23 protein-coding genes and 2 tRNA genes are annotated in these 25,678 nt (G+C 72.2%); 20 read left to right on the forward strand and 5 right to left on the reverse strand.

Features of this window, described 5'->3' with window-relative positions; genetic code table 11:
* Nucleotides 1-63: 63 nt before the first annotated feature.
* The 8 genes from OHA91_RS19680 to OHA91_RS19715 all read left to right on the forward strand — a co-directional run bounded on the left by OHA91_RS19680 (nucleotide 64) and on the right by OHA91_RS19715 (nucleotide 7,690).
* Nucleotides 64-375, forward strand: coding sequence for a hypothetical protein (locus tag OHA91_RS19680; protein WP_328739672.1), 312 nt, complete (start codon nucleotides 64-66; stop codon nucleotides 373-375).
* A gap of 173 nt (nucleotides 376-548) precedes the next feature.
* Nucleotides 549-1,700 carry an acyl-CoA dehydrogenase family protein gene (locus tag OHA91_RS19685; RefSeq protein ID WP_328739673.1) on the forward strand — a complete coding sequence of 384 codons (1,152 nt, stop codon included), beginning with the start codon at nucleotides 549-551 and terminating at the stop codon, nucleotides 1,698-1,700.
* Nucleotides 1,697-2,644, forward strand: a complete 948-nt coding sequence (locus OHA91_RS19690) for a bifunctional MaoC family dehydratase N-terminal/OB-fold nucleic acid binding domain-containing protein (RefSeq protein ID WP_328739674.1) — start codon at nucleotides 1,697-1,699, stop codon at nucleotides 2,642-2,644. Before OHA91_RS19685 ends, OHA91_RS19690 begins: the two co-directional genes overlap by 4 nt.
* Entirely contained in the window at nucleotides 2,644-3,675 is a 1,032-nt protein-coding gene (locus OHA91_RS19695; RefSeq protein ID WP_031156215.1) for an acyl-CoA dehydrogenase family protein, read from the forward strand. The genes OHA91_RS19690 and OHA91_RS19695 overlap by 1 nt, the downstream gene beginning before the upstream one ends.
* A complete protein-coding gene (locus OHA91_RS19700) occupies nucleotides 3,672-4,055 on the forward strand; it encodes a MaoC family dehydratase (RefSeq protein ID WP_031156217.1) in 384 nt (127 codons plus the stop codon). Before OHA91_RS19695 ends, OHA91_RS19700 begins: the two co-directional genes overlap by 4 nt.
* On the forward strand, nucleotides 4,052-5,218 hold the full coding sequence (locus tag OHA91_RS19705) for a lipid-transfer protein (protein ID WP_266499608.1): 1,167 nt from the start codon (nucleotides 4,052-4,054) through the stop codon (nucleotides 5,216-5,218). Before OHA91_RS19700 ends, OHA91_RS19705 begins: the two co-directional genes overlap by 4 nt.
* A gap of 136 nt (nucleotides 5,219-5,354) precedes the next feature.
* A complete protein-coding gene (locus tag OHA91_RS19710; protein WP_031156221.1) occupies nucleotides 5,355-5,888 on the forward strand; it encodes a SigE family RNA polymerase sigma factor in 534 nt (177 codons plus the stop codon).
* A gap of 152 nt (nucleotides 5,889-6,040) precedes the next feature.
* A complete protein-coding gene (locus tag OHA91_RS19715) occupies nucleotides 6,041-7,690 on the forward strand; it encodes a long-chain fatty acid--CoA ligase (RefSeq protein ID WP_031156224.1) in 1,650 nt (549 codons plus the stop codon).
* 20 nt (nucleotides 7,691-7,710) lie between these two features.
* Here the strand turns inward: OHA91_RS19715 and OHA91_RS19720 are convergent, their stop codons facing one another.
* The 3 genes from OHA91_RS19720 to OHA91_RS19730 form a co-directional block, all read right to left on the reverse strand.
* The gene (locus tag OHA91_RS19720; protein ID WP_031156226.1) at nucleotides 7,711-8,286 is read right to left on the reverse strand and encodes an antibiotic biosynthesis monooxygenase; all 576 of its coding nucleotides are present in this window, start codon (nucleotides 8,284-8,286) and stop codon (nucleotides 7,711-7,713) included.
* Nucleotides 8,287-8,299: 13 nt separating this feature from the next.
* Nucleotides 8,300-11,632 carry a response regulator gene (locus OHA91_RS19725; RefSeq protein WP_328739675.1) on the reverse strand — a complete coding sequence of 1,111 codons (3,333 nt, stop codon included), beginning with the start codon at nucleotides 11,630-11,632 and terminating at the stop codon, nucleotides 8,300-8,302.
* Between the two features lie 120 nt (nucleotides 11,633-11,752).
* The gene (locus OHA91_RS19730) at nucleotides 11,753-12,178 is read right to left on the reverse strand and encodes an SSI family serine proteinase inhibitor (RefSeq protein ID WP_031156231.1); all 426 of its coding nucleotides are present in this window, start codon (nucleotides 12,176-12,178) and stop codon (nucleotides 11,753-11,755) included.
* A gap of 186 nt (nucleotides 12,179-12,364) precedes the next feature.
* Here OHA91_RS19730 and OHA91_RS19735 point away from each other — a divergent pair.
* From OHA91_RS19735 to OHA91_RS19745, 3 genes are all read left to right on the forward strand, one after another.
* Nucleotides 12,365-12,455, forward strand: a tRNA-Ser gene (locus OHA91_RS19735).
* 247 nt (nucleotides 12,456-12,702) lie between these two features.
* Nucleotides 12,703-12,775 (forward strand) — tRNA-Arg (locus OHA91_RS19740).
* A 191-nt stretch (nucleotides 12,776-12,966) separates the two neighbouring features.
* On the forward strand, nucleotides 12,967-13,332 hold the full coding sequence (locus tag OHA91_RS19745) for a PH domain-containing protein (protein WP_030707895.1): 366 nt from the start codon (nucleotides 12,967-12,969) through the stop codon (nucleotides 13,330-13,332).
* Nucleotides 13,333-13,354: 22 nt separating this feature from the next.
* On the opposite strand, the gene OHA91_RS19750 is transcribed toward OHA91_RS19745, so the two are convergent.
* On the reverse strand, nucleotides 13,355-14,242 hold the full coding sequence (locus OHA91_RS19750; protein ID WP_328739676.1) for an SMP-30/gluconolactonase/LRE family protein: 888 nt from the start codon (nucleotides 14,240-14,242) through the stop codon (nucleotides 13,355-13,357).
* Nucleotides 14,243-14,372: 130 nt separating this feature from the next.
* On the opposite strand from OHA91_RS19750, the gene OHA91_RS19755 reads away from it, so the two are divergent.
* The 9 genes from OHA91_RS19755 (at nucleotide 14,373) to OHA91_RS19795 (ending at nucleotide 23,911) form a co-directional block, all read left to right on the forward strand.
* The gene (locus OHA91_RS19755) at nucleotides 14,373-14,807 is read left to right on the forward strand and encodes an Lrp/AsnC family transcriptional regulator (protein ID WP_031156273.1); all 435 of its coding nucleotides are present in this window, start codon (nucleotides 14,373-14,375) and stop codon (nucleotides 14,805-14,807) included.
* Nucleotides 14,804-15,697: a DUF2797 domain-containing protein gene (locus tag OHA91_RS19760; RefSeq protein ID WP_031156275.1), complete on the forward strand. Its 894-nt coding sequence runs from the start codon at nucleotides 14,804-14,806 to the stop codon at nucleotides 15,695-15,697. The genes OHA91_RS19755 and OHA91_RS19760 overlap by 4 nt, the downstream gene beginning before the upstream one ends.
* A gap of 115 nt (nucleotides 15,698-15,812) precedes the next feature.
* Nucleotides 15,813-16,151 carry an antibiotic biosynthesis monooxygenase family protein gene (locus tag OHA91_RS19765; protein WP_031156277.1) on the forward strand — a complete coding sequence of 113 codons (339 nt, stop codon included), beginning with the start codon at nucleotides 15,813-15,815 and terminating at the stop codon, nucleotides 16,149-16,151.
* Entirely contained in the window at nucleotides 16,105-17,016 is a 912-nt protein-coding gene (locus tag OHA91_RS19770; protein ID WP_408059175.1) for an amidohydrolase family protein, read from the forward strand. Before OHA91_RS19765 ends, OHA91_RS19770 begins: the two co-directional genes overlap by 47 nt.
* Nucleotides 17,017-17,146: 130 nt before the next feature.
* Nucleotides 17,147-17,914: a response regulator transcription factor gene (locus tag OHA91_RS19775; protein ID WP_031156280.1), complete on the forward strand. Its 768-nt coding sequence runs from the start codon at nucleotides 17,147-17,149 to the stop codon at nucleotides 17,912-17,914.
* On the forward strand, nucleotides 17,914-19,485 hold the full coding sequence (locus OHA91_RS19780) for a sensor histidine kinase (RefSeq protein ID WP_328739678.1): 1,572 nt from the start codon (nucleotides 17,914-17,916) through the stop codon (nucleotides 19,483-19,485). Before OHA91_RS19775 ends, OHA91_RS19780 begins: the two co-directional genes overlap by 1 nt.
* Before the next feature lie 25 nt (nucleotides 19,486-19,510).
* On the forward strand, nucleotides 19,511-20,791 hold the full coding sequence (locus OHA91_RS19785) for a bifunctional glycosyltransferase family 2/GtrA family protein (protein WP_266499634.1): 1,281 nt from the start codon (nucleotides 19,511-19,513) through the stop codon (nucleotides 20,789-20,791).
* Nucleotides 20,788-22,983 (forward strand): ArnT family glycosyltransferase, encoded by a 2,196-nt coding sequence (locus OHA91_RS19790; RefSeq protein WP_328739679.1) that lies wholly within the window; start codon nucleotides 20,788-20,790, stop codon nucleotides 22,981-22,983. The genes OHA91_RS19785 and OHA91_RS19790 overlap by 4 nt, the downstream gene beginning before the upstream one ends.
* A gap of 304 nt (nucleotides 22,984-23,287) precedes the next feature.
* A complete protein-coding gene (locus tag OHA91_RS19795) occupies nucleotides 23,288-23,911 on the forward strand; it encodes a TetR/AcrR family transcriptional regulator (protein WP_328739680.1) in 624 nt (207 codons plus the stop codon).
* A 116-nt stretch (nucleotides 23,912-24,027) separates the two neighbouring features.
* Here the strand turns inward: OHA91_RS19795 and OHA91_RS19800 are convergent, their stop codons facing one another.
* Complete coding sequence (locus OHA91_RS19800; protein WP_308289017.1) at nucleotides 24,028-25,668, reverse strand: MDR family MFS transporter; 1,641 nt, start codon at nucleotides 25,666-25,668, stop codon at nucleotides 24,028-24,030.
* Between the last annotated feature and the right edge of the window lie 10 nt (nucleotides 25,669-25,678).

The raw sequence follows: 25,678 nt of genomic DNA on the forward strand, positions 1-25,678 counted from the left end.
CCGAGGCGGTCGGCCAACTGCCTCGGAGTAATTCCCACTTCCGTTTTCTGGAGGAATGAAGACATGGCAAGCATCCGTACCGCCCGCGTCATCGCCGCTGTCGCCGCCCTTCCCCTCGCCGTCGCGCTCTTCGGCGGGGTGGCAACGGCCGACAACGGCGCCTTCGCGAACGACGGATCGAATGCGAGCGCCGCCGGCATCATCGGCAGCGGCGTGGGTGGCGACAACAACGGCAACTCGTCCACCTCGCAGCAGGTGACCACCGGCTCCGGTGCCTCCAACCAGAACAACACCGCGCAGGTCAACGGCTCGGCCTTCACCGCACTCAACCAGGGCAACTCGAACGTGGCGGTCAACTTCCACCCCTGGTGGTAGTAGCGGCACCAGCCGCGCCGAATCTTGAGGGCGCCTGTGCGACCGGACCGGCTGGGGTCCGGTAGCGCGGGCGCCCTCGCGCATGTCCCGCCGGCTTCCCGACCTTGACACCGCGGGTAAATCTGACGGACAGTCAGTTACCTTGTTGATGTGGACGCCGGGAGGCCTGCGCCGTGCACCTCGCCCCGACCGAAGGCCAGTTGCGGCTCCGTGCCGAACTGCGCGCGTACTTCAAGGAACTGCTGCCCGACGGGGTCCCCGAGGACCCGGCCGACCAGCGCGGACTCCTGCGCCGCATCGGCGCCGACGGGCTGCTCGGCCTCGGCTGGCCCGTCGCGTACGGCGGGCAGGGCCGCGGCGCGGACGAGCAGTTCGTCTTCTTCGACGAGGCCTACCGGGCCGGCGCCCCCGTCTCCATGGTCACGCTGAACACCGTCGGCCCGACCTTGATGAAGTACGGGACCGAGGAACAGAAGGACTACTTCCTGCCCCGGATCCTCGCGGGCGAGATCGTCTTCGCCATCGGCTACTCCGAGCCCGAGGCCGGCACCGACCTCGCCTCACTGCGAACCCGTGCGGTCCGCGACGGAGCGGACTGGCTGATCGACGGGCAGAAGATCTTCACCTCCAACGCCCAGAACGCGGACTGGATCTGGCTCGCCTGCCGCACCGAGCCCCAGGCCCCGAAGCACAAGGGCATCTCGATCATCCTCGTTCCCACCCACGACCCCGGCTTCTCGTGGACCCCGATCGACACCGTCGGAGGGCTCACGACCACGGCGACGTACTACGACTCCGTCCGCGTGCCGGCCGGCAACCTCGTCGGCCCCGAACACGGCGGCTGGGGGCTGATCACCAACCAGCTCAACCACGAGCGCGTGGCCCTCGCCGCCATCGGCATGCAGGCCGAGGACTTCTACGAGCTCGCCCTCCGGCACGCCCGCACCCCCGACCCGGCCACCGGAGAGCGGCCCGCAGACCTTCCCTGGGTCCGGTCCCGCCTCGCCGAGGCCCACGCCCGGCTGGCCGCCGTACGCCTCCTCAACTGGCGTCTCGTCCAGGACGTGGGCGGCGGCAGCCTGGCGCCCGGCGACGCCAGCGGCGTGAAGTTCCTCGGCACCGAGTCGGCCGTCGAGGTGTACCGGATGTGCCAGGAGGTGGTGGGCGAGGAGGCGCTCGTACGGGGGGCCGCGGCCTTCGCGGGCGGCGAGCTCGAGCGGATGAACCGAGCCGCACAGATCAACACCTTCGGCGGCGGGGTGAGCGAGGTCCAGCGGGAGATCGTCGCCATGATGCGGCTCGGCATGAAGGGGAGGAAGCGATGACGGCGGACGCAACCGGCACGGCCGAGGAGGCGGCCAGGTTCCACGCGCTGCTGGCGGCCTTCGAGGGAGCCCCGGCCGCCACCGCCGGCCGGGGCAAGGACGCGGTCAACGAGCCGATGATCCGCCACTGGTGCGAGGCGATGGGCGACGCCAACCCCGCCTACACCGGGCCGGACGCCATCGCTCCCCCCACCATGCTCCAGGCCTGGACCATGGGCGGGCTCTCCGGCCACTCCGACCGCTCCTCCGCCTACGACGAGCTCTTCGCGCTCCTCGACGGCGCCGGCTTCACCTCCGTCGTCGCCACCGACTGCGAACAGGAGTACCTCCGCCCGCTGCGCCCCGGCGACACGATCACCTTCGACGCCGTCATCGAGTCCGTGTCGCCGCGCAAGACGACCAAGCTGGGCACCGGCCACTTCGTGACGACCCGCATGGACGTCCGGGCGGGCGGGGAGCCCGCAGGCACCCACCGCTTCCGGATCCTGAAGTACGCCCCGGCCGCCCGGCCGGCGAAGGAGGCCGCGCCCCGGACGAAAGCCGCTGCGCAGCGCCCCCGCCCCGTGGTCAACCGCGACAACCAGGGCTTCTGGGACGGGGTCCGGGAGCACCGGCTGCTGATCCAGCGCTGCACCTCCTGCGCGACCCTCCGCTTGCCCTGGCTCCCCGGCTGCAACACCTGCGCGAGCCCCGACTGGGACACGGTCGAGGCCTCCGGCGCCGGCACGGTGTTCAGCTACGTCGTCATGCACCACCCGCCGTTCCCGGCCTTCGACCCGCCCTACGCGGTCGCGCTCGTCGAGCTCGCCGAAGGGGTCCGCATGATCAGCAACATCACCGGTGTCCCGTACGACAAGGTGCGCATCGGCCTCCCCGTCCAACTGGAGTTCCTGCGCGTCGACGACGACCTCGAACTCCCCGTCTTCCGCGGGAGCGAGGGCTGATGGACTTCCACCCCACCGAGGAACAGGCCGCCGCGGCCGGTCTCGCCGCCCGGATCTTCTCCGACCTCGCCACCCACGAACGGCTCGCCGCCACCGGCACCGGCAGCGACGCAGAACTCTGGAAGGCCCTCACCGCGGCCGGACTGACGGCCGCGGTCGAGGAGATCGGCCTGCTCGGACTGGTCCTGCTGCTGGAGGAGCAGGGCCGCACCACCGCCCAGGTCCCCTACGCCGCCACCTGCGTGTACGGGATCCTCCCCGTGGCGGCCCACGGCAGCCCGGAGCAGCGCGCCCGCCTGCTGCCCGCGCTCGGCAGCGGGGACGCGGTGGCCACCGGAGCCTTCCCCGCCCGCGGCCGGATCACCGCCGAGGGCGGCCGGCTCACCGGGACCGCCCCCACCGTCCCCTGGCTGCGCGACGCCACGCACGTCCTGGTCCCCGACGCCGAGCGGGCCCTGTGGCTCGTACGGACCGACGCGCCCGGCGTGCGGACGTCCCCCGTCGAGACGACCGCGCCCTGGTCGGCGGGCCGGCTGGTGCTGAGCGGGGCCGACGCCGAACGCATCGGCTCCGACGGCGCCTACGAGCACACCCTCGCCGCCGCGCGCACCGCCTTCGCCGGGCTCCAGGCGGGCGTCTGTGCGGGCTCGCTCGCCCGCGCGGTCGAGTACACCTCCACCCGTGAGCAGTTCGGGCGGCCGCTCTCCACCAACCAGGGGGTCATGCTGCGCGCGGCCGACGCGTACATGGACACCGAGGCGATCCGGGTGACCACGTACGAAGCGGCCTGGCGCATCGACCAGGGGCTCGCGGCGCACGAGCACGCGCTGACGGCGGCCTGGTGGGCCTCCGAGGCGGGCAAGCGCGTCGTGCACGCGGGCCAGCACCTGCACGGCGGCATGGGCGCAGACCTGGACCACCCCGTGCACCGGCACTTCCTGTGGGGACGCCAGCTGGACGCGTACCTGGGCTGCGGCAGCGAGCTGCTGGCCGAGCTGGGAGCTTCGATAGCCGAGGGGGAACAGGCATGAACGTCGGCGACACGCTGCCGCCGCTGGAGATCGCGGTCACCCGCACCCTGATCGTCGCGGGCGCCATCGCCTCCCGCGACTACCAGGACGTGCACCACGACGCGGCGCTCGCGCGGGAAAAGGGCTCCCCGGACATCTTCATGAACATCCTGACCACCAACGGTCTGGTCGGCCGCTACATCACCGACCACCTCGGGCCGCGGGCCGCCCTGCGCAAGGTGGCCATCCGCCTCGGCGCCCCCAACTACCCGGGGGACACCATGACCCTCACCGGCACCGTGACGGCCGTGCTCGGCAACATCGTCGAGATCCGGGTCGTAGGAGCCAACGGCATCGGCCACCACGTCTCCGGGACGGTCACCGCGGAGGTGGCCGCATGAGCGTCCGCACCCGGGACCAGCTCGGTGGCCGGGCCGCGATCGCCGGCATCGGTGCGACCGAGTTCTCCAAGGACTCCGGTCGCAGTGAGCTCAAGCTGGCCGTCGAAGCCGTGCATGCCGCCCTCGACGACGCAGGGCTCACCCCTGCCGACGTCGACGGCATGGTCACCTTCACGATGGACACCAGCCCCGAGATCACCGTCGCGCAGGCGGCGGGCATCGGGGAGCTGTCCTTCTTCTCCCGCATCCACTACGGCGGGGGCGCCGCCTGCGCCACCGTCCAGCAGGCCGCCCTCGCCGTCGCCACCGGGGTCGCGGAGGTCGTCGTCTGCTACCGCGCGTTCAACGAGCGCTCCGGGCGCCGTTTCGGGTCCGGCGTCCAGCAGCGCGAGCCCTCGGCGGAGGGCGCGGCGCTGGGCTGGTCGCTGCCCTGGGGCCTGCTGACCCCCGCCTCCTGGGTGGCCATGGCCGCCCAGCGCTACCTGCACACCTACAACCTCACCCCCGAAGCCTTCGGGCACGTCGCGGTCACCGACCGCCGACACGCCGCGAACAACCCGGCCGCCTATTTCCACGGCAAGCCGATCACCCTCGCCGACCACGCCGCCTCGCGCTGGATCGTCGAGCCGCTGCGGCTGCTGGACTGCTGTCAGGAGACCGACGGCGGCCAAGCCCTCGTCGTCACCACGATCGAACGGGCCCGCTCCCTGCGGCACGCGCCCGCAGTGATCACCGCGGCGGCGCAGGGCGCCGGACGCCGCCAGGAGGGCATGACCTCCTTCTACCGTGACGACCTGACCGGGCTGCCGGAGATGGACGTGGTCGCGCGCCAGCTGTGGCGCACCAGCGGGCTGCGGCCCTCCGACATCGACGTCGGCATCCTCTACGACCACTTCACACCCTTCGTCCTGATGCAGCTGGAGGAGTTCGGCTTCTGCCAGCCGGGCGAGGCCGCCGACTTCGTGGCCGCGGACGCGCTCCCGCTCAACACCCACGGCGGCCAGCTCGGAGAGGCGTACCTGCACGGCATGAACGGCATCGCCGAGGCCGTCCGCCAGCTGCGCGGCACCTCCGTCAACCAGGTGGCGGGAGCCTCGCGCGCACTCGTCACGGCAGGCACCGGGGTGCCGACGTCCGGGCTGATCCTCGGCGCCGACGGCTGAGACCCCGGTCCCTGCACGGCCCCGCCCCCTCCACCTTCAGGGGGTGGGGATGGCCCTACTCCTACAACCTGAGATGGATCCCCCATCGGCACCTGCGGGCGATTCCAGCGATGACGGGCGCTCCTAGCGTGGAGACATGACCCCGCCTGTGTGCACGCTCGCCTCGAATCCGACGTCGTACCCGTCGTTCTCGGCGTACGTCCGTACCCGCGGCACCGTCCTGATGCGCACCGCGCGCTCCCTCACCGCCAACCCGTGCGACGCGGAGGACTTGCTCCAGACGGCCCTCGCGAAGACGTACGTGGCCTGGGACCGCATCGAGGACCACCGCGCCCTGGACGGCTACGTCCGGCGGACCCTCGTCAACACCCGTACCTCCCAGTGGCGCAAGCGCAAGGTCGACGAGTTCGTATGCGACGAACTCCCGGAGGCCGAAGGGGCCCCCTCCTCCGACCCCGCCGAGGCCCAGGCGCTGCGCGACGCGATGTGGCGTGCGGTGACGCGGCTGCCCGACCGGCAGCGAGCCATGGTCGTCCTGCGCTACTACGAGGACTTGAGCGAGGTGCAGACCGCCGAGCTGCTGGGAGTCTCGGTCGGCACGGTCAAGAGCGCCGTCTCCCGCGCACTGGGCAAGCTCCGTGAGGACCCGGAGCTCACCCCGGTCCGCTGAGTCGGGCGGTGTTTCACGTGAAACCAGAGGATGTTTCACGTGAAACACGAAGCTGTTTCTACCCTCGGGTAGTGACAGACCGACCGGTACGTGCGCAGAATCGGCAGCATCCGTAGCCGCCGCAGCGCCGCAGCGCTCACCGGGAGGACGCTTTGCTCAGCACCATGCAGGACGTACCGCTCCTCGTCACCCGCATACTCCGTCACGGGATGACGATTCACGGGAAGTCCCAGGTCACGACCTGGACCGGGGAGGCCGAGCCGCACCGACGCAGTTTCGCCGAGATCGGCCTCCGAGCCACCCGCCTCGCCGGAGCCCTGCGCGACGAGCTCGGAGTGCAGCAGGACGAGCGGGTCGCCACCCTCATGTGGAACAACGCCGAGCACGTCGAGGCGTACTTCGCGATCCCCTCCATGGGCGCGGTCCTGCACACGCTGAACCTGCGGCTTCCCCCGGAGCAGCTGGTCTTCATCGTCAACCACGCCGCCGACCGGGTCGTCCTGGTCAACGGCACGCTGCTGCCGCTGCTCGCGCCGCTGCTGCCGCACCTGCCGACCGTCGAGCACGTCGTCGTGTCCGGCATCGGCGACCGCTCCGCGCTCGACGGCCTGAACGTGCGCGTGCACGAGTACGAGGAGCTCCTGGAGGGCCGCTCCGACAGCTACGACTGGCCCGAGCTGGACGAGCGCCAGGCGGCCGCGATGTGCTACACCTCCGGCACGACCGGGGACCCGAAGGGCGTCGTCTACTCCCACCGCTCGCTCTACCTGCACTCCATGCAGGTCAACATGGCCGAGTCGATGGGGCTGACCGACAAGGACACCACCCTCGTGGTGGTTCCGCAGTTCCACGTGAACGCCTGGGGTCTGCCGCACGCCACCTTCATGACGGGCATCAACATGCTGATGCCCGACCGCTTCCTGCAGCCCGCCCCGCTCGCCGAGATGATCGAGCGGGAGAAGCCCTCGCACGCCGCGGCCGTCCCCACCATCTGGCAGGGGCTGCTGGCCGAGGTCACCGCCAACCCGCGCGACCTGTCCTCGATGAAGCAGGTCACCATCGGAGGCGCGGCCTGTCCGCCCTCCCTGATGGAGGCCTACGACAAGCTCGGGGTCCGCGTCTGCCACGCCTGGGGCATGACGGAGACCTCCCCGCTGGGCACGATGGCGCACCCGCCGGCCGGTCTGAGCGCCGAGGAAGAGTGGCCCTACCGGATCACGCAGGGCCGTTTTCCCGCAGGTGTCGAAGCCCGTCTCGTCGGCCCCGGCGGCGACCTGCTGCCCTGGGACGGTGCGTCGGCCGGCGAGCTCGAGGTGCGCGGCAACTGGATCGCCAACGCCTACTACGGCGGCGCCTCCGGCGAACCCTTCCAGCCCGAGGACAAGTTCAGCGCCGACGGGTGGCTCAAGACCGGGGACGTCGGCGTCATCAGCCCCGACGGCTACCTCACCCTCACCGACCGCGCCAAGGACGTCATCAAGTCCGGCGGTGAGTGGATCTCCAGTGTCGAGCTGGAGAACGCGCTCATGGCGCACCCCGAGGTCGCCGAGGCCGCGGTGGTTGCCGTCCCCGACGAGAAGTGGGGCGAGCGGCCGCTGGCGACCGTCGTCCTCAAGGACGGCGCGACCGTGGACTACACGGGACTGCGCGAGTTCCTCTCGCAGTCGATCGCCAAGTGGCAGCTGCCGGAGCGCTGGACGATCATCGACGCCGTGCCGAAGACCAGCGTCGGCAAGTTCGACAAGAAGGTGATCCGCCAGCAGTACGCGGACGGTGCACTGGAGGTCACCAAGATCGCCTGACGGTCGCCGGCCCCGACGGCCTAGCCCCGCGTGAGCCACGGCCGCAGCAGCCTGCTGACGGCGGGCATGGCCACGTAGGTCATCAGCGTGCTGAAGACGACGGCGAAGGCGGCCGTTCGCAGCACGAAGTGCAGATCCACCAGGTACGGCCCGAGCACCGCGTTGCCCGCGAGCGAGATCGGGAAGATGGCCAGTCCCGAGCTGATCGCCATCTTCCACCGCGGCGGCGCGGGCCGGGTCGTACCCGGCTTGGCGAACCACGTCTCCATGCCGTGCAGTTCCCGCCGGGCTATCTCCGTGTGGTGGTGGCCCAGGCAGTTGGAGAACCACTGGGCCCGCTCCGGGGAGTCCTGCCAGCGCTGGAAGGCGGCCTGGTTGCGGAAGCGGTGGACCAGGAACCACGGCCCGCCCTCGGTCGCCGGGCGGAAGAGCCCGTAGCCCAGGTGGTCCGGAAAACCGGCGGCCGTCTCCAGGATCCCGTGGGCCCAGGCCTCGAACGTCTCCTCGTGCCCGGGCTCGACCTGCCGTGCGATGAGCAGGTTCACCTCCCCGTTGTCGGCGGGGACGGTGTGCTCGGTCGTGTTGGTGATGGCCATCGGGCCAGGATCGCTAGTTGGTGCCGATCTTGGCCAGCAGGTCCACGATGCGGCCCTGAACGTCCGTAGTGGTGGCCCGCTCGGCGAGGAAGAGCACGCTCTCGCCCGAGGCCAGACGCGGCAGTTCGGCCGGATCGATGCCGGTCGCCGTGTAGACGACCAGCGGGGTGCGGTTCAGCTGCCCGTTCGCCCGCAGCCAGTCCACGATCCCGGCCCGCCGGCGGCGCACCTGCATCAGGTCCATGACCACCAGGTTGGGCCGCATTCGTGTCGCGAGCTCCACGGCGTCGGTGTCCGCGCCCGCGCGGGCGACCTGCATGCCGCGCCGCTCCAGGGCCGCGGTCAGCGCGGTCGCGATCTCGTCGTGCTCCTCGATCAGCAGTACCCGGGAGGGGTGCTGCTCGCTGTCGCGCGGTGCCAGGGCCTTGAGCAGCACGGCCGGATCGGCGCCGTACGCCGCTTCGCGCGTGGCGTGCCCCAGCCCGGCCGTGACCAGTACGGGCACCTCGGCGGCCACGGCGGCCTGCCGCAGCGACTGCAGGGCGGTCCGGGTGATCGGCCCGGTCAGCGGGTCGACGAACAGCGCGGCCGGGAAGGCGGCGATCTGCGCGTCCACCTCCTCACGGGAGTGCACGACCACCGGGCGGTAGCCGCGGTCGCTGAGCGCCTGCTGCGTCTGGACATCGGGCGCCGGCCACACCAGGAGCCGGCGCGGGTTGTCCAGGGGCTCCGGCGGGAGTTCGTCGTCCACGGGCTGCGGCACGGGCCGGTTGACCACCTCGACCGCACCGCCCGGGCCGTCCAGCGGCTCGGGGCCCTCGTCGGAACCCGCCTCGGGGGCCCCTATGGCGAAGGCCCGGCCCTGCGGGCTGGGCTCGGCGAGCCGGCGACGGCGGCCGGAGCCGGAGCTGGTGGCGGGGACCGCCCCGGCGGGATCGACGGCGATGCCCTGGCCGAGGGTGCCCAGAGCGCGCACGCTGATCGGCTGCGCGGCCTGTCCCTGCGCCGGGGTGTCCTGCGGCTGGCGCGCTCCGGGGACAGCGGCCTGGCCGGGGGCACCGTCGTCCTCGGCAGCGGTGCGGGCCGCCGGGACCGGCCACGCGGGAGCACCGGACAGCGCGCGCCGCCGCCCGGTCGGGTTCTCGGCGGGCGCGTCGGAGGGGGCGGCCGGCGCCTCGGGCTCGGCGCCCGGGGCGCCCAGCGCGCGGCGGCCGCGGCGCCCGGCCGGTGCCGCGGCGTCGGGGCCGGGCTGGCCCTCGGAGGCAGCGGCGGCGGGGCCGGCTTCCGCCGGGACCTGTGCGGCGGGGGGAACCGGGGCCGGTCCGGCGGGCAGCGCGAAGCCGCCCTCGGGGGCGATGGGCCGTGCCGGAGCGGGCGTCGGGCCGAGCCCCGTCGCCGGGACGGGACCGCCGGGCTGCACCGGACCTGCCGGACCCAGCGCCCGCCGCCGGCCGGCGGGGTGATCGGTCACCGGAACCGGGGGCACCGCGGGAACGGGCGGGAGCGCGGGCATGGCGGTGCCCTGCGGCTGCACGGGGCGGCCCTGGCTCTCGGGGCCGCCGCTCTGACCGCTGTCGTCACCGGCCCGGCCGCGCCTGCGACCGGTACCGAGGCCCGCGGGGTTCACCGGGGACTGCGCGAGCTCGGGACCCGCCTGCGGCGCGGCTTCGCCGGCCCGTCGCCGGCCCGAGGGCAGCGCCAGCGCGCCCCCGCCCTGGCCGGCCTGCGCGGCCTCGGGGCCCGGGGTCTCGTCCTCCAGGAAGGCGTCCACTCCGCGCCGGGCCCGCCGGCCGCCGGAGACCTTGCCGGGGGCGGCGCCCGCGGCCGTTCCGGCGCCGTCCGGGCCGGTGCCCGCCGGGGGTTCCTCCGGCGGCTCGGGCAGGGTCACCGTCCCGGCACCCGCGCCGAGGGGGAGTTCCAGCACGTAGGCCCCGCCGGGCGCGCCCGGCACCTCCACCGTCTGCAGCACACCGCCGTGCGCGGCCACGATGCCCCGGACGATCGGCTCGTGGACCGGGTTGCCGCCCTCGTAGGGGCCGCGCACCTCGATCCGTACGACGTCGCCGCGCTGCGCGGCGGCCACCACGATCGTCGAGTCGCTGTACCCGCTGCCCTGACGGGTCTTGCCGGTGGCGTCCACGCCGGCGACGTCCGCGACCAAGTGCGCGAGGGCGGTCGAGATCCGCTCGGCGTCCACCTCGGCCTCGATGGTGGGTGCGTGGACGGCGAACTGCGCACGACCCGGGCCGATCAGTTCGATCGCGCCGTCGACGCCGGCCGTGACCACGCCGTTGATCAGGACCTTCTTCTTGGAGAGCTTGTCGCGGCCGGAGTCCAGGCGCTGGAAGCCGAGCACGTTGTCCACCAGGGTGGTCATCCGCGAGTACCCGGCGGCCAGGTGGTGCAGGAGTTGGTTGGCCTCGGGCCACAGCTGTCCGGCGTCGTCGGCGGCCAGGGTCGCCAGCTCGCCGCGCAGCTCGTCCAGCGGTCCGCGCAAGGAGTCCCCGAGGACGGCGATCAGCTGCGCGTGCCGCGCGGCCAGGGCGTCGTAGGGCCGGCGGTCCGTGAAGGTCATGACGGCGCCCACGAGCTGCTCCCCGTCCCGTACGGGGGAGGTGGTCAGATCGACGGCGACCGGCTGCCCGGCCTTGTTCCACAGCACCTGCCCGCGCACGCGGTGCTTGCGTCCGCTGCGCAGGGTGTCGGCGAGCGGGGACTCCTCGAAGGGGAAGGGCGAGCCGTCGGCGCGGGAGTGCTGGACCAGGCCGTGCAGTTCGCGGTTGCCGAGGTCGGTGGCGCGGTAACCGAGGATCTGGGCGGCCGCCGGGTTGACCAGCACCACGCGTCCGTCGGTGTCGGTGCCCACGACGCCCTCGGCGGCGGCGCGCAGGATCATCTCGGTCTGCCGCTGGGAGCGGGCCAGCTCGGCCTCGGTGTCGACGGTCTGGGAGAGGTCCCGGACCACGAGCATCAGCAGCTCGTCACCGGTGTAGGCGGGTTGCGGCTCGCGGTAGGCGTCGCGGCCGTCGAGGTGGGCGCTGGTGACCTCGACGGGGAACTCGGAGCCGTCGGTGCGGCGGGCGACCATCCGCTTGGGTTTGGTACGGCCGCCCTCGTCCTCGCCCGGCCGGCGCATGGAGCCGGGGATCAGCTTGGAGTCGAACTCGGGCAGGAGGTCGAGCACGCCCCGGCCGACCAGACCGGTGCCGGGGCTCTCCATGACCTCGAGCGCGATCGAATTGGCGTTGACGACCGTGCCGTTGGCGTTGACGAGCAACAGCGCGTCCGGAAGGGCGTCGAGTATTGCTGCGAGGCGAGCAGCGCCTCGGGATGGCCTGCTGCTCACGACGAGCTTCCTCCCTGACCAACGACTACCGGCAAGTCACGGGAGGAGTCTAAGGCCACAGGCTCGCGGCGGGGTGGCCGATGTGCGGCCGACAACGCCCATTCCGGTCATCCTCCCAGGTCAGGAACGCCCACTCGGAAGCAGAGGTTCCAACTCGTCCCAGCGCTTGATTTCGCATCCGTCCGTCCGGCGGAAGGTGGCGTTCACCTTGTGTCCGTTCCACGTTCCGGTGACACGGGCGGTGGCGGGTCCGCCGTACTGCTTGGTGCAGATCTGGTCCGGGGGGACGGGGACGAAGGGGTTTCGCCCCTCTGCGGCGAACTGGTCCAGCCGCGCGCAGGCGCCCTCGGCCTCCGGGTGGTCGCCGCCGACGGGGCCGCATTCGAGCTTGTACTCGCGGTCCAGCTGACGGTTGCCGGTGTCGGCCATGGTCATGGTCAGCCGGTCGGGTGCGGCGAGCAGCTGTCCCAGGGGCAGTGGGGGCAGCGGCCCGGCGGCCGCGGTGGCCAGGGCCGAGGTGACGGCGAAGGCGGCGAGACGCAGCATGGGGCACTCCAGGTCGTCCGTACGTCATACGCCTGACCAACGACGCGGACGCGCCGATGTTGCGTGCGGCGGGTCCTTTAAGGCTTTGCCCTCGGCCCGTCCCGCCTAGTACCGTGGGAGCGGATTGGTGAGGGGCCCTGCGCCTGTGTCATCATCTGCACGCACCTTCGTACGCGGGGGTGTGCTGGAGGCGTCGCCTAGTCCGGTCTATGGCGCCGCACTGCTAATGCGGTTTGGGTCTTACCACCCATCGAGGGTTCAAATCCCTCCGCCTCCGCAGTTCATCGAAGCCCCGGTCCGTCAGGACCGGGGCTTCGATGCGTTCCGGGGACCGCACGCCGACTGGGGCGTGCCGGTGCGTTCCGAGCCGTGCCGCCCCCGTGCGCTGACTCATGTGGACGATCTTCATCCGGGGCGTTTCCGCAGGTCAGTGTGGGTTTGGCTAATGGATTTCGCGTCCCGGCGAGGTCCATGTATTGTTGTTCTCGCAAGGTCAACGGGGCGAAAAACCCCGGGAAGCCCAAGCACTCGTAGCTTAACGGATAGAGCATCTGACTACGGATCAGAAGGTTGCAGGTTCGAATCCTGCCGAGTGCACAGCAGGCAAGAGGCCCCGGACGAAAGTCCGGGGCCTCTGTCGTATGTGCCGGGCGGGATGTCCTCCTTGGTGGGGAGGGGATTCCCCGGGAGATGTCAGGGGCGGGATGGCTCTGGCGGGGGACGTCGGCTACCCGGCGGCGTCGGTACGGTTCTTGAAGATCGTCCGAAGCTGGAAAACGGGGGCAACCATGGGACTGTTCGGGAATGCGCACACCGTCGACCCGGTGTCGGCGCAGCGGGACTACGCGCGGCTGCTGGGGCAGGGGGAGCAGGTGCACGCCGCCTTCCTGCTGATTCGGGACACGATCCTGTTCACGGACCGGCGGCTGGTGCTCGTCGACAAGCAGGGGCTCACGGGCAAGAAGGTGGAGTACCACTCCGTCCCGTACCGGAGCATCACGCACTTCTCGGTGGAGACCGCCGGCCACTTCGATCTGGACGCCGAGCTGAAGATCTGGATATCCGGCAGCTCGGCGCCGATCGAGAAGACCTTCACCAAGGGCGTCGACATCTACGAGGTGCAGGCGATCCTGACGCAGTTCGTCGCCCGGTAGCCCGACGTCCGGCCTGCCGGTGTCAGAGGACCCGGGGGAGGCCGGTCACCGACATCACCAGCGAGTAGAGGGAGGTGGTGGCGGTGATGAAGAGGCGGTTGTTCTTGGGGCCGCCGAAGGCGATGTTCGAGACGGGCTCGGGGACGCGCAGGCGGCCGATCAGGGTGCCGTCCGCGGCGTAGCAGTGGACGCCGTCCTCCATCGCGGCCGCCCACAACCGGCCCTCGTCGTCGAAGCGGATGTTGTCGATGCCGGGGCAGGTCGTGAAGACCCGGTCGTCGGCGAGGGCGCCGTCGTCGGTGACCTTGAAGGCGCGGATGTGGCCCGCCCTGGTGTCCGCCGCGTACAGCTCGCTCTCGTCGGGGGAGAAGACGAGCCCGTTGGGGCCGAGGAAGCCGTCGGCGACCATGCGCACTTCGCCGGTCGAGGGATCGGCCCGGTAGAGGTTGCAGGCTCCGATCTCGCCGGGTGCGCGGTGGCCCTCGTAGTCGTTGGTGATGCCGAAGTCCGGGTCGGAGAACCACACGGACCCGTCCGAGCGGACCACCGCGTCGTTCGGGCTGTTGAGCCGCTTGCCGTCGAAGCGGTCGGCGATGACGGTGATGCTGCCGTCGGGTTCGGTCCGGGTCACGCGCCGGTTGCCCTGTTCGCAGGAGATCAGGCGGCCTTCGCGGTCGAGGGTGTTGCCGTTGGAGTGCCCTGCGGGCGAGCGGAAGACGGAGACCGCGCCGGTCGCCTCGTCCCAGCGCAGCATCCGGTCGTTGGGGATGTCGCTCCACACCAGTTGCCGCCAGGCCGGCAGGTACAGAGGGCCTTCCGCCCAGCGGCAGTCGTCGTAGAGCCGGTCCAGTCGGGCGTCGCCGTTGGCGCAGCGGCCGGTCTTGAAGCGCTCGTCCAGGATCTCGTACAAGTGAGGTCGGCAATGGCAGACATGATTCCCCCTGAGAGTAGATTGCCGAATTCTGTTCGGTCCGATGGTGAGATTGCAGGATCAGGTACGGTCTTCGCAAGGGTTGTCAGGCCCAAGAGAGGGAGATTGCGTGGACGACATCGACCGGGCGCTCGTCCTGCGCCTGCAGCAGGACGCCGGGCAGTCCTACGCGGCTCTCGGCACGGCCGTCGGGCTTTCGGCCGGGGCCACCCACGAGCGCGTACGCAAACTGCGCGAGCGCGGGGTGATCCGGCGGACCACCATCGACGTCGACCCGGCGGCGGTCGGCAGCGGGGTTCTCGCCTACGTGATGGTCGACTCCAACGCGTGGATGGGCGAGTCCGCGGACGACTTCGCCGCGATCCCGGAGATCCAGGAGGCGCACATCATCGCGGGCAGCGCGTCGGTGCTGGTGAAGGTGCGCACGGCGTCGACCGAGCAGCTGCAGGACGTCCTGCGCCGCCTCTACGCCATCAACGGCGTCAGCGGTACGCACGCGACCGTCGTGCTGGACACCTTCTTCGAGCGACCGCTCCCCCTGTGACCTGGTGGTGCACCGGAATCCGGTGGAAGGGCTCCGCCCCGGTCATCGGCTGGTACGGCCAGGGGCGCGGCGAGCGCGTGAGCACGCCGGCGTACGGGCAGCGGCTGGCCTTCGTCGCGCGCGGGGAGCGGCACTGCCTGGGCGTGTGGAGGGCCGGGAAGCGGACCCCCTGTCCGGCGTCCGCCATCGTTCCCGGCCGCGGAGGCAGTGCGCAGTGTCCCGAATGCGCGCGCCTCGACCGGTCGTTCTCCGTTGCCGCCGACACCAACGCCGCCGATCCTCGGACCTACCGGGTCTATCTGGCCTGGTTCGGGCCCGGCATGGTCAAGGTCGGGATCACTGCCGAGGAGCGCGGCTCGGCCCGGCTGCTGGAGCAGGGGGCGATGTCGTGGACCTGGCTGGGACGCGGGCCGCTGATGGCCACCCGGCGTACCGAGGAGCTGTTGCGGTCGGCGCTCGGGGTGCCCGACCGGATCGCGTACGCGCGCAAGCGCGCCGTGCGGGCACATCTGCCCGGTGCGCCGGAGCGGGCGCGGGAGGTCACCGAGCTGCACGGCCGGGCGGCGGCGCTGGCAGGCTGGCCGGAGTCCCTGGAGCGGCTGGGGTGCGAAGTAGCCGATCACGCGGCGGTGTTCGGGATGGACGGCTGGGAGGGGCTCCCGGCTCCGGACCGGGTGGTCGCGGAGATGGCGGCCGACCGGGCCGTCGTGGGGCGGCTGGTCGGCGCCGCCGGGCCCGACCTGCACTTCGAGGACGGGCTCGTGGTCGATACCCGCCTGCTGGCGGGCTGGGAGCTCGCCGCCCCGGACGAGGGGGCGGTGACCTCGGTGCCGGTGGCGCAGATCCCGTCCGCGGCCGCCCTTCCCATGGAGCAGGACGGGCTGTTCTGACATCCTGGGACGGGGATCCACGAGGCCGGTGCCATGGTCAAGTCTTGGATCCCTTTGGCCTTCCGGGGCCGCTTCGGGTGGACATGCCGGGGTCGTTCCGCCGAGGGTGGTGGGCATGACCACTCAGCCGGTGGCGGCCTTCGAACCGCCCTATGTCATGGCCGTTTTCAGCAGCGTCCGCACCGCGGACGACACCGGACTCGACGAGCTCAACGACCGGATGGAGGAGATCGTCCAGGCGATCCCCGGCTACCTCGGCTACGAGTCCGCGCGCAATCCCGAAGGCCTGGGCATCACCGTCGCCTACTTCCGGGACCACGAGTCCCTCACGGTGTGGCGCGAGAACATGGAGCACCAGGCGGCCATGAAGAAGGGCCGCGCCGACTGGTACGAGAGCTACACCCTGCATGTCGCGACCGTCGAGCGGAGCCACGGCTTTGTCCGCAACGGCTGATGCGGTCCGTGCCTTCCGGGAGCGGCTCGGGCTGCCCGGACTGGTAGACGTCCACACGCACTTCATGCCCGAGCGGGTCCTGGACAAGGTGTGGGACTACTTCGACGCGATCGGCCCGCTGACCGGCGTCGAGTGGCCCATCACCTACCGGCACGAGGAGGAGCAGCGCGTCGCGCTCCTGCGGGAGTTCGGGGTACGGGCCTTCACCTCCATGCTCTACCCGCACAAACCGGAGATGGCCGCCTGGCTCAACGCCTGGTCCGCCGAGTTCGCGGCCCGCACCCCGGACTGCCTGCACACCGCGACCTTCTTCCCGGAGGAGGGCGTGGACGCGTACGTCCGCCAGGCCGTGGAGTCGGGTGCGCGGATCTTCAAGGCACACCTCCAGGTCGGCGGCTACGACCCGAACGACGATCTGCTCGACCCCGTCTGGGGCCTGCTGGCCGAGGCCGGCATCCCCACCGTGATCCACTGCGGCTCCGGTCCCGTCCCCGGCAAGTACACGGGCCCCGACCCGGTCGCCCGGCTGTTGGCCCGCCATCCGCGGCTGCCGCTGGTCGTCGCCCACATGGGCATGCCCGAGTACGCAGACTTCCTCGACCTTGCCGACCGCCACCCGGCGGTGCGCCTCGACACGACCATGGCCTTCACCGACTTCTCCGAGCGGTTCAGCGGCTTCCCGCCGGCGGATCTCGGACGGCTCGCGGACCTCGGCGACCGGATCCTGTTCGGGACCGACTTCCCGAACATCCCCTACCCGTACGAGCACCAGCTCGCCGCCCTCGAACGACTGGGCCTGGGCGACGACTGGCTGCGGGCGGTCTGCCACGACAACGGCGCCCGGCTGTTCCGTCTCGACGGCTGACCCGCGCGCGCCCAGACCCGCCCAGCCCGGGCTCGCCCGCCCGAGCGGGCTCCCGACGGGCCGACCCTTTCTCAGGAAATTCACAGGTTGGGGCAAGAACGCTCTCAGAGGCGCCGGGGAGCGTGTCCGTATGACTGCGACGACCACCTCCCAAGCGTCCACGTCCACCGGCAACCACACGGCCCTGGTTCGGCCCGACGGCGGGCCCTGCCGGGTGCTCGTCGTCGACGACGAGGCCTCGCTCTCCGAGCTGCTGTCCATGGCCCTGCGCTACGAAGGCTGCGAGGTCCGCAGCGCCGGCGACGGCGCCGGGGCGCTGCGGGCAGCGCGCGGCTTCCGCCCGGACGTGGTCGTCCTCGACGTCATGCTTCCCGACATGGACGGTCTCACCGTCCTCGGGCAGCTGCGCCGGGAGATCCCCCAGGTCCCCGTCTTGTTCCTGACCGCCAAGGACTCCGTGGAGGACCGGATCGCCGGCCTCACCGCGGGCGGCGACGACTACGTCACCAAGCCCTTCAGCCTGGAGGAGGTCGTGGCCCGGCTGCGCGGCCTGGTGCGGCGTTCCGGCGCGGCACAGGCGGCGCGCGGCGGCTCGGTGCTGACCGTCGGCGATCTGCGCCTCGACGAGGACAGCCACGAGGTGGTGCGGGGCGGCCAGGACGTCCACCTGACCGCCACCGAGTTCGAGCTGCTGCGCTACCTGATGCGCAATCCGCGGCGCGTGCTGAGCAAGGCGCAGATCCTGGACCGGGTCTGGTCCTACGACTTCGGCGGCCAGGCCAACGTGGTCGAGCTCTACATCTCCTACCTGCGCCGCAAGTTGGAGAGCGGCCTCGGCCTGCCCTCGATGATCCACACCCGGCGCGGCGCCGGCTACCTGATCAAGCCGGCCGAGTAGTGGCACGGCGCAGGAGCCGGCCACCGGGCGGGCGCCGGCCCTGGTCGCTGCGGACCCGGCTCGTCGTCTCGGCGGTGGCCCTGATCGCCGTGGTGGGAGCGGCCATCGGAACCGTCACCACCCTCGCGCTGCGCTCGTACCTGGTCACCCAGCTCGACGAGCAGCTGGACACGTCCATGCGGATGGCCGCCCGGGTACCCGGCGGGAAGGCGGCCCGGGAGGGCGGCGCGGGCTTCGTCATGGCCCCCGGCAGCCCGCTGGACGCCGTGGGGATCCGCCTGGACCACAACGGCGCGGTCGTGGCCAGCGCCCGCAACACCCGCGGCGAGGAATGGTCTCCCGACCAGGTGCCGCCGTCCCTCACCGAAGCCCAGAGCACGGCCCTCGCCCAGGCTGCCCAGGCTTCCCAGACCTCCCAGAAGGCCGTGCAGGGCTCGCCCGGGCGAGCGGTGGGTGCGGAGGTGCCGGGCCTGGGCAGCTACCGGGTGCTCGCCTCCCCGGACCGGGCGGTCGTCCTCGCCTATCCGCTCAGCGAGGTCGACTCCACCGTCCGCACCCTGGTCGGGGTCGAGGCCTGCGTCACCCTGGCCGGGCTGATCGCCGCCTCGCTCGCCGGGCAGGCCCTGGTCGGGGTTGCGCTGCGCCCGCTGCGCCGGGTCGCCGCCACCGCCACCCGGGTCTCCGAACTCCCCCTGCACAAGGGCGAGCCCGCGCTCCACGAACGGGTCCCGGACGCCGAGGCCAACCCCCGCACCGAGGTGGGACAGGTCGGCGCCGCCATCAACCGGATGCTCGGCCACGTCTCCTCCGCCCTCACGGCGCGTCAGCAGAGCGAGATGCGGGTGCGGCAGTTCGTCGCCGACGCCAGCCACGAACTGCGTACGCCGCTGGCCTCCATCCGCGGTTACGCCGAACTCACCCGCCGGGGCCGCGAGGAGCCCGGCCCCGACACCCGGCACGCCCTGGGCCGGATCGAGTCCGAGGCCACCCGGATGACCGGCCTGGTCGAGGACCTGCTCCTGCTGGCCCGGCTCGACGCGGGCCGCCCGCTGTCCACCGCCGATACCGAAACCGACCTCGCCCCGCTCGTCATCGACGCCGTCAGCGACGCCCGGGCCGCCGGGCCAGATCACCACTGGCGCCTGAACCTGCCCGAAGAGCCCGCTTCCGTACGCGCCGACGCGGCCCGCATCCAGCAGGTGCTGGTGAACCTGCTCGCCAACGCCCGTACGCACACACCGCCCGGCACCACCGTCACCGCCCATGTTTCACGTGAAACATCCGCCGTCCGGCTGCGCATCGAGGACGACGGGCCCGGCATCGCGCCCGAGCTGCTCCCCCGCGTCTTCGAGCGCTTCGCCCGCGGGGACGCCTCCCGCTCCCGTGCCGCCGGTTCCACGGGCCTAGGGCTGGCCATCGTCCAGGCCGTGGTCACGGCCCACGGCGGGAGCGTCGGCGTGCAGAGCGAGCCGGGACAGACCCGCTTCGAGGTCGTCCTGCCGATCGCCGGGGCGACCGGAGCGGCGGCTCCGGACTCACAGACGGGCCACAGGCTCAGCACACTGAGGTGACAGGCGGCTCCGCGAGTGTCGGAGCATGCCAACCGACACCTCTCCCGGGGCCCTTCCGGCACGGGCGCCCCTCGCGCCCCTGCCCGGCGAGCCCGTCCTCGACGTGGTGATCCCGGTCTTCAACGAGGAGAAGGACCTCGGGCCGTGCGTGCGCCGACTGCACGAGCACCTCACCCGGACCTTTCCCTACCCCTTCCGGATCACGGTCGCCGACAACGCGAGCACCGACCGCACCCCCGAGGTCGCGGCCGGGCTCGCCGCGGCCCTGGACGGCGTACGCAGCACCCGCCTGGAGGAGAAGGGGCGGGGCAGGGCCCTGCGCACGGTCTGGTCCGGTTCCGACGCCCCCGTCCTGGCCTACATGGACGTGGACCTCTCCACCGACCTGAACGCGCTGCTGCCGCTGGTCGCCCCCCTGATCTCCGGTCACTCCGACCTCGCCATCGGCACCCGTCTGGCCCGCTCCTCGCGGGTCGTGCGGGGAGCCAAGCGGGAGTTCGTTTCCCGGGCCTACAACCTCCTGCTGCGGTCCTCCCTCGCCGCCCGCTTCAGCGACGCGCAGTGCGGCTTCAAGGCCATCCGGCGCGAGGTCGCCGAGCGACTGCTGCCGCTGGTGGAGGACACGGGCTGGTTCTTCGACACCGAGCTGCTCGTGCTCGCCGAGCGGGCCGGGCTGCGGATCCACGAAGTGCCCGTGGACTGGGTCGACGACCCCGACTCCACCGTGCACATCGTCAAGACCGCCGGCGAGGACCTCAAGGGCGTTTGGCGCGTTGGCCGGGCGCTGGCCGTCGGAGCGCTCCCGCTCGACCGGCTCGCCCGCCCCTTCGGCGACGATCCGCGCGACCGCACCGCGGTGCCGGGGGTGGACGGCGGACTGGCCCGCCAGCTCATCGGTTTCTGCACGGTCGGAATCCTCTCCACCCTGCTCTACCTGGTGCTGTACTCCGCCTTCCGGGGCGGGGCCGGCCCCCAGGTCGCCAACGGCGCGGCCCTGCTGCTCTCCGCCGTGGCCAACACGGCGGCCAACCGCCGGCTCACCTTCGGCGTCCGCGGCCGGGAGCGCGCCGTACGCCACCAGGCCCAGGGCCTGGTGGTCTTCGGCATCGGGCTGGCCCTCACCAGCGGCTCCCTGGCCGCTCTTACAGCGGCCACGCCCCATCCCGCGCACGGCACCGAGCTGGCCGTCCTGATCACCGCGAACCTCGCAGCCACCGTGCTGCGCTTCCTGCTCCTGCGTGCCTGGGTCTTCCCCGAGCGGCGCGGCACCCATGCCCGCACATCGACATCCAAGGAGGGCCGATGACCACGGCAGCACTCCCGATCTTCCCGGCCGCCGTGGCCGGCGCCCGTACCGCCCGGCCCCGCTGGGAACGCCCCGCCCTCGCCGGGCTGCTGCTCGCCACCGCGGCCCTGCTCCTGTGGGACCTGGGAGCCTCCGGCTACGCGAACTCCTTCTACTCGGCCGCCGTGCAGGCCGGCAGCGAGAGCTGGAAGGCCTTCTTCTTCGGCTCCTCCGACGCGGGCAACTCCATCACCGTCGACAAGCCCCCTGCCGCCCTGTGGCCGATGATGCTGTCGGTCCGGCTGTTCGGGCTGGGCTCCTGGCAGATCCTCGTCCCGCAGGCCCTGATGGGTGTGGCGACCACCGGCGTGCTCTACGCCGCCGTACGCCGCCAGTTCGGGCCGGGAGCCGCGCTGCTGAGCGGCGCCGCCTTCGCGCTGACACCCGTCGCCGCGCTGATGTTCCGCTTCAACAACCCTGACGCGCTGCTGACCCTGCTGCTCACCGTCACCGTGTACTGCCTGCTGCGGGCCCTCGAAGGGGCGCACACCAGCTGGCTGGTCTGGGCCGGAGTCGCGGTCGGCTTCGCCTTCCTCACCAAGACCCTGCAGGCCTTCGTCATCCTGCCGCCGCTCGCCGTGCTGTACGCCGTCTGCGCACCCACCGGGCTGCGCCGAAGGATCGGTCAGCTGCTGCTCGCAGGCGGCGCGATGGTGGTGGCGGGCGGCTGGTGGGTCGCCGTCGTCGAGCTGTGGCCCGCCTCATCCCGCCCGTACATCGGCGGCTCGCAGAACAACTCCTTCCTGGAACTGACCCTCGGCTACAACGGCCTCGGCCGGATCAACGGCAATGAGACCGGCAGCGTCGGCGGCGGCGGAGCGGGTGGCCCCGGAGGCGCCGGCGGCGGTGGCGGGCGCTGGGGGGAGAGCGGGATCGACCGGCTCTTCTCGGGCAACATCGGCGGGCAGATCTCCTGGCTGCTGCCGGCGGCTCTGGTGCTGCTCGTGGCCGGGCTGGTGATCACCTGGCGGGCCCGCCGCGTCACCGACTCGGTGGACGGCATGGCGCGCGCGGCCTTCCTGGCCTGGGGCGGCTCGCTGCTGATCACCGCGGTGGTCTTCAGCTACATGCAGGGCATCTTCCACGAGTACTACACCGTGGCGCTGGCGCCTTTCGTGGCCGCGCTGATCGGGATGGGCGTCGCCGTGCTGTGGGAGGAGCGCGGCAGCACGACGGCCGCCGTCGCCCTCTCCGGCACGCTCGCACTGACGGCGGTCTGGTCGTACGTACTGCTCGGCCGCGCCACCGGTTACCTGCCGTGGCTGCGCTGGGCGGTGCTGGTGGGCGGGCTGCTCGCCGCGGTCGCACTGCCGTTCGCGGGGCGGGCCGGCCGGCGGATGCTGCAGGCCACCGCGGGGCTCGGGGTGGCTGCGGCCCTGGCCGGGCCGTTCGCGTACTGCATGACCACCGTGAGCACCGGCCACACCGGCTCCATCGTGACCGCCGGACCGGCGGTGGCGGGTGGCCGGGGCGGCCCCGGCGGGATGATGGGCGGCCCGGGCGGGTCCGGCGGGTTCGGCGAAATGCGGCAGGGCGGTCCGGGCGGTGGCCAGGGCGGTGGCGGTACGTGGCCGGGCGGCGGGCAGCAGGCCGGTGGCGCGCTGCCGCAGGGCGCCGTACCGCCGGGCCGGGGCCAGGGCGGTATGCCCGGAGCGGACGGTCGCGGAGCCGAGCGGCCGGGAGGCTTCCCCGGCGGCATGACGGGCGGCGGCCCGGGCGGAGCCGGCGGTGCCGGGGGCCTGCTCAACGGTGCCCGGGTCGGTGCCGAGGCCAAGGCGGCCCTCACGGCCGACTCCGACGCCTACACCTGGGCGGCGGCGGCCATCGGCTCGCAGAACGCCGCGAGTTACCAGCTGGCCTCCGGCGTGCCCGTCATGCCGATCGGCGGCTTCAACGGCAGCGACCCCTCGCCGACCCTGGAGCAGTTCAAGGAGTACGTGCGGGACGGGAAGATCCACTGGTTCATCGGGCAGGGCGGCACGACCGCGGGCGCCGGCGAGGACGGTGGACGCCGTGGCGGCGGTGGCCCCGGAGGCCCCGGAGGCCCGGGCGGTGGAACCAGCACGGAGATCGAGAACTGGGTCAAGGCCACGTTCAAGGAGTCCACGGTCGGCGGAGCCACCTTCTACGACCTGACGGCCCCGACGTCCTGACCCCGCGTCATGCGGCCCGAGCGAGCGGACACCCCTGCGGGTCTCCCGCCGATCAGCCCGGAACGTCCGGCACACCCCTCAGGGGGTGTGCCGTCGATCAGGCCGGGCTCGCGGTGTCCGGTGCCGCACCAGGCCGCGTTGTCCTCGGTCGACGACGCTCCGCGTCGCCTCCCTCGTCCGCCTTGCGATGCACGGCACCGGACACCGCTCCCCGATCCGGCCCGATCGACGGCACACCCCCTAGCATCAAGAGGGCGGACCGGGCATTCCGGGCTGGTCCGGCTGTCGCGAGGAGTGTGCCTGCATGGTGACCGCGGCCGATCCGGGCGAGACCCGGACCAGCGTATGGCTGGTGGCCAGGCCCGCCCCGTCCGGCAGACGTCGCACCGAGGCGCCCTCCGGGCTCGACCGGGACCGGATCACCACCGCCACCGTGCGGCTGCTCGACGCCGACGGGCTCGCCCGGTTCTCGATGCGGCGGTTGGCCGCCGGGCTCGGCGTCACCGCGATGTCCCTGTACTGGTACGTGGACACCAAGCACGCTCTGCTCGAACTGGCCCTGGACCGGGCCCTGGGCGAGCTGGCCCTGCCCGCCGAGCAGCCAGGGGCCGGCGGGGCGGGCTGGCCGGGCGGGCTGAAGGAGCTGGCCCGGGGCTACCGGCGGGTGCTGGCGGACCACCCGTGGGTGGCTCCGCTCAGCGCTGCCTACCCGAACATCGGCCCGCACGCGCGGGCCTTCGACGCCGCCCTCCAGCGGCTGATGGACGCCACGGGCCTGGCGGGAGCCGCCCGGACCGGCGCCCACGTGGCCGTCCGGCAGTTCCTGCACGGCTGCGGGGCCGCGGTCCGGCGGACGCCCGAGGGCGACTTCTGCCTGGCGCTCGACGTCCTGATCGCGGGCATCGAGGCCAAGGCCGCCACCACCTGAGCACGGCCCGGACGCGGCCCGGACGCGGCCAGGGCGCGGCCTCAGCGCGGCCCGAGAACGGCCGGGAACGGCCTGAGCGCCGCCCGGATGACCGGGCGGCGCAGGGGTGTGGGGGATCAGGCCTTGACGGCGGTGTCCGCGACCTCGCCGATCCTGACGGTCCCGGAGGGCGAGGCGCCGTCCGAAGCCGCCGCCGGGCTGTGCACCGCGGGCTTCGACTTCAGGGCGACCTCCTTGATGAACACCACCAGGACCAGCCCGAGGAGCGCGAACGGAGCGGCGTAGAGGAAGACGTCGCCGACGCCGTGCCCGTACGCGGACTCGATGACCTCGCGGATGGGCGCGGGCAGCTTGTCGAGGTCGGGGATCCCGCCGCCGGCGGTGCCGCTCTGGCCCAGGGCCGCGGCCTTCGGGCCGAGGGCGGTGAGCCCGTCCTGGACGTAGTGCGTGACCCGGTTGGCCATGACCGCGCCGAGCGCGGAGACGCCCATGGCGCCGCCCAGGGAGCGGAAGAAGGTGACGACCGAGCTGGCCGCGCCCAGGTCCTCGGGGGCCACCTGGTTCTGGGTGGCGAGGACCAGGTTCTGCATCATCATGCCGAGACCGAGGCCGGTCACCGCCATGTAGATCGCGATGTGCCAGTACGGGGTGTCGTAGCGGAGGGTGCCGAGCAGACCCAGGCCGGCCGTCAGGAGCACACCGCCGGAGACGAGCCAGGCCTTCCACTTACCGGTCTTGGTGATCACCTGACCGGAAACGGTGGAGGAGACGAAGAGCCCGGCGATCATCGGAATCGTGAGGATTCCGGACATCGTGGGGGACTCGCCGCGGGCCAACTGGAAGAACTGGCTGAAAAACACGGTCCCCGAGAACATCGCGATGCCCACGAACAGCGACGCGGCCGAGGCGAGGGTGATGGTCTTGTTGCGGAAGAACCGCAGCGGGATGATCGGGTCGCTCGCACGGGACTCGACGAGGACGAAGAGCAGTCCGAGGACCACCGAGCCGCCCGTCATCGCCCAGGTCTGCCAGGAGATCCACTCGTAGGAGTCGCCGGCCTGGGTGACCCAGATCAGCAGCAGCGAGACGGCGGCGCTGATCAGGAAGGCGCCCAGCCAGTCGACCTTGACGTCGCGCCGCACGACCGGCAGCCGCAGCGTCTTCTGGAGGACGATCAGCGCGATGATCGCGAAGGGCACGCCGACGTAGAAGCACCAGCGCCAGCCCAGCCACGCGGTGTCGGTGATGACGCCGCCCAGGAGCGGGCCGCCGACGGTGGCGACGGCGAAGACCGCGCCGAGGTAGCCGCTGTACCGGCCGCGTTCGCGGGGGGAGATCATCGCGGCCATCACGATCTGGGCGAGGGCCGAGAGGCCGCCGACGCCGATGCCCTGGACCACGCGGCACGCGATGAGCATGCCGGTGTTCTGGGACATGCCCGCGACCACGGAGCCGAGTACGTAGATCACCAGGGATATCTGGACCAGCAGCTTCTTGCTGAAGAGGTCGGACAGCTTGCCCCACAGCGGGGTGGCCGCCGTCATGGACAGCAGGGCGGCGGTGACCACCCAGGTGTACGAGGACTGGGTGCCGCCGAGGTCGCTGATGATCTGGGGCAGGGCGTTGGACACGATCGTGGAGGACAGGATCGCCACGAACATGCCGAGCATGAGCCCGGACAGCGCCTTCATGATCTGGGGATGGGTCATGTCCACGGATGTGGACACGGCGTCGGTCGTCGTCTCCGACTGGGCCATGTCTTTCCTT

The organism is Streptomyces erythrochromogenes (assembly GCF_036170895.1).
Lineage (GTDB): Bacteria > Actinomycetota > Actinomycetes > Streptomycetales > Streptomycetaceae > Streptomyces > Streptomyces erythrochromogenes.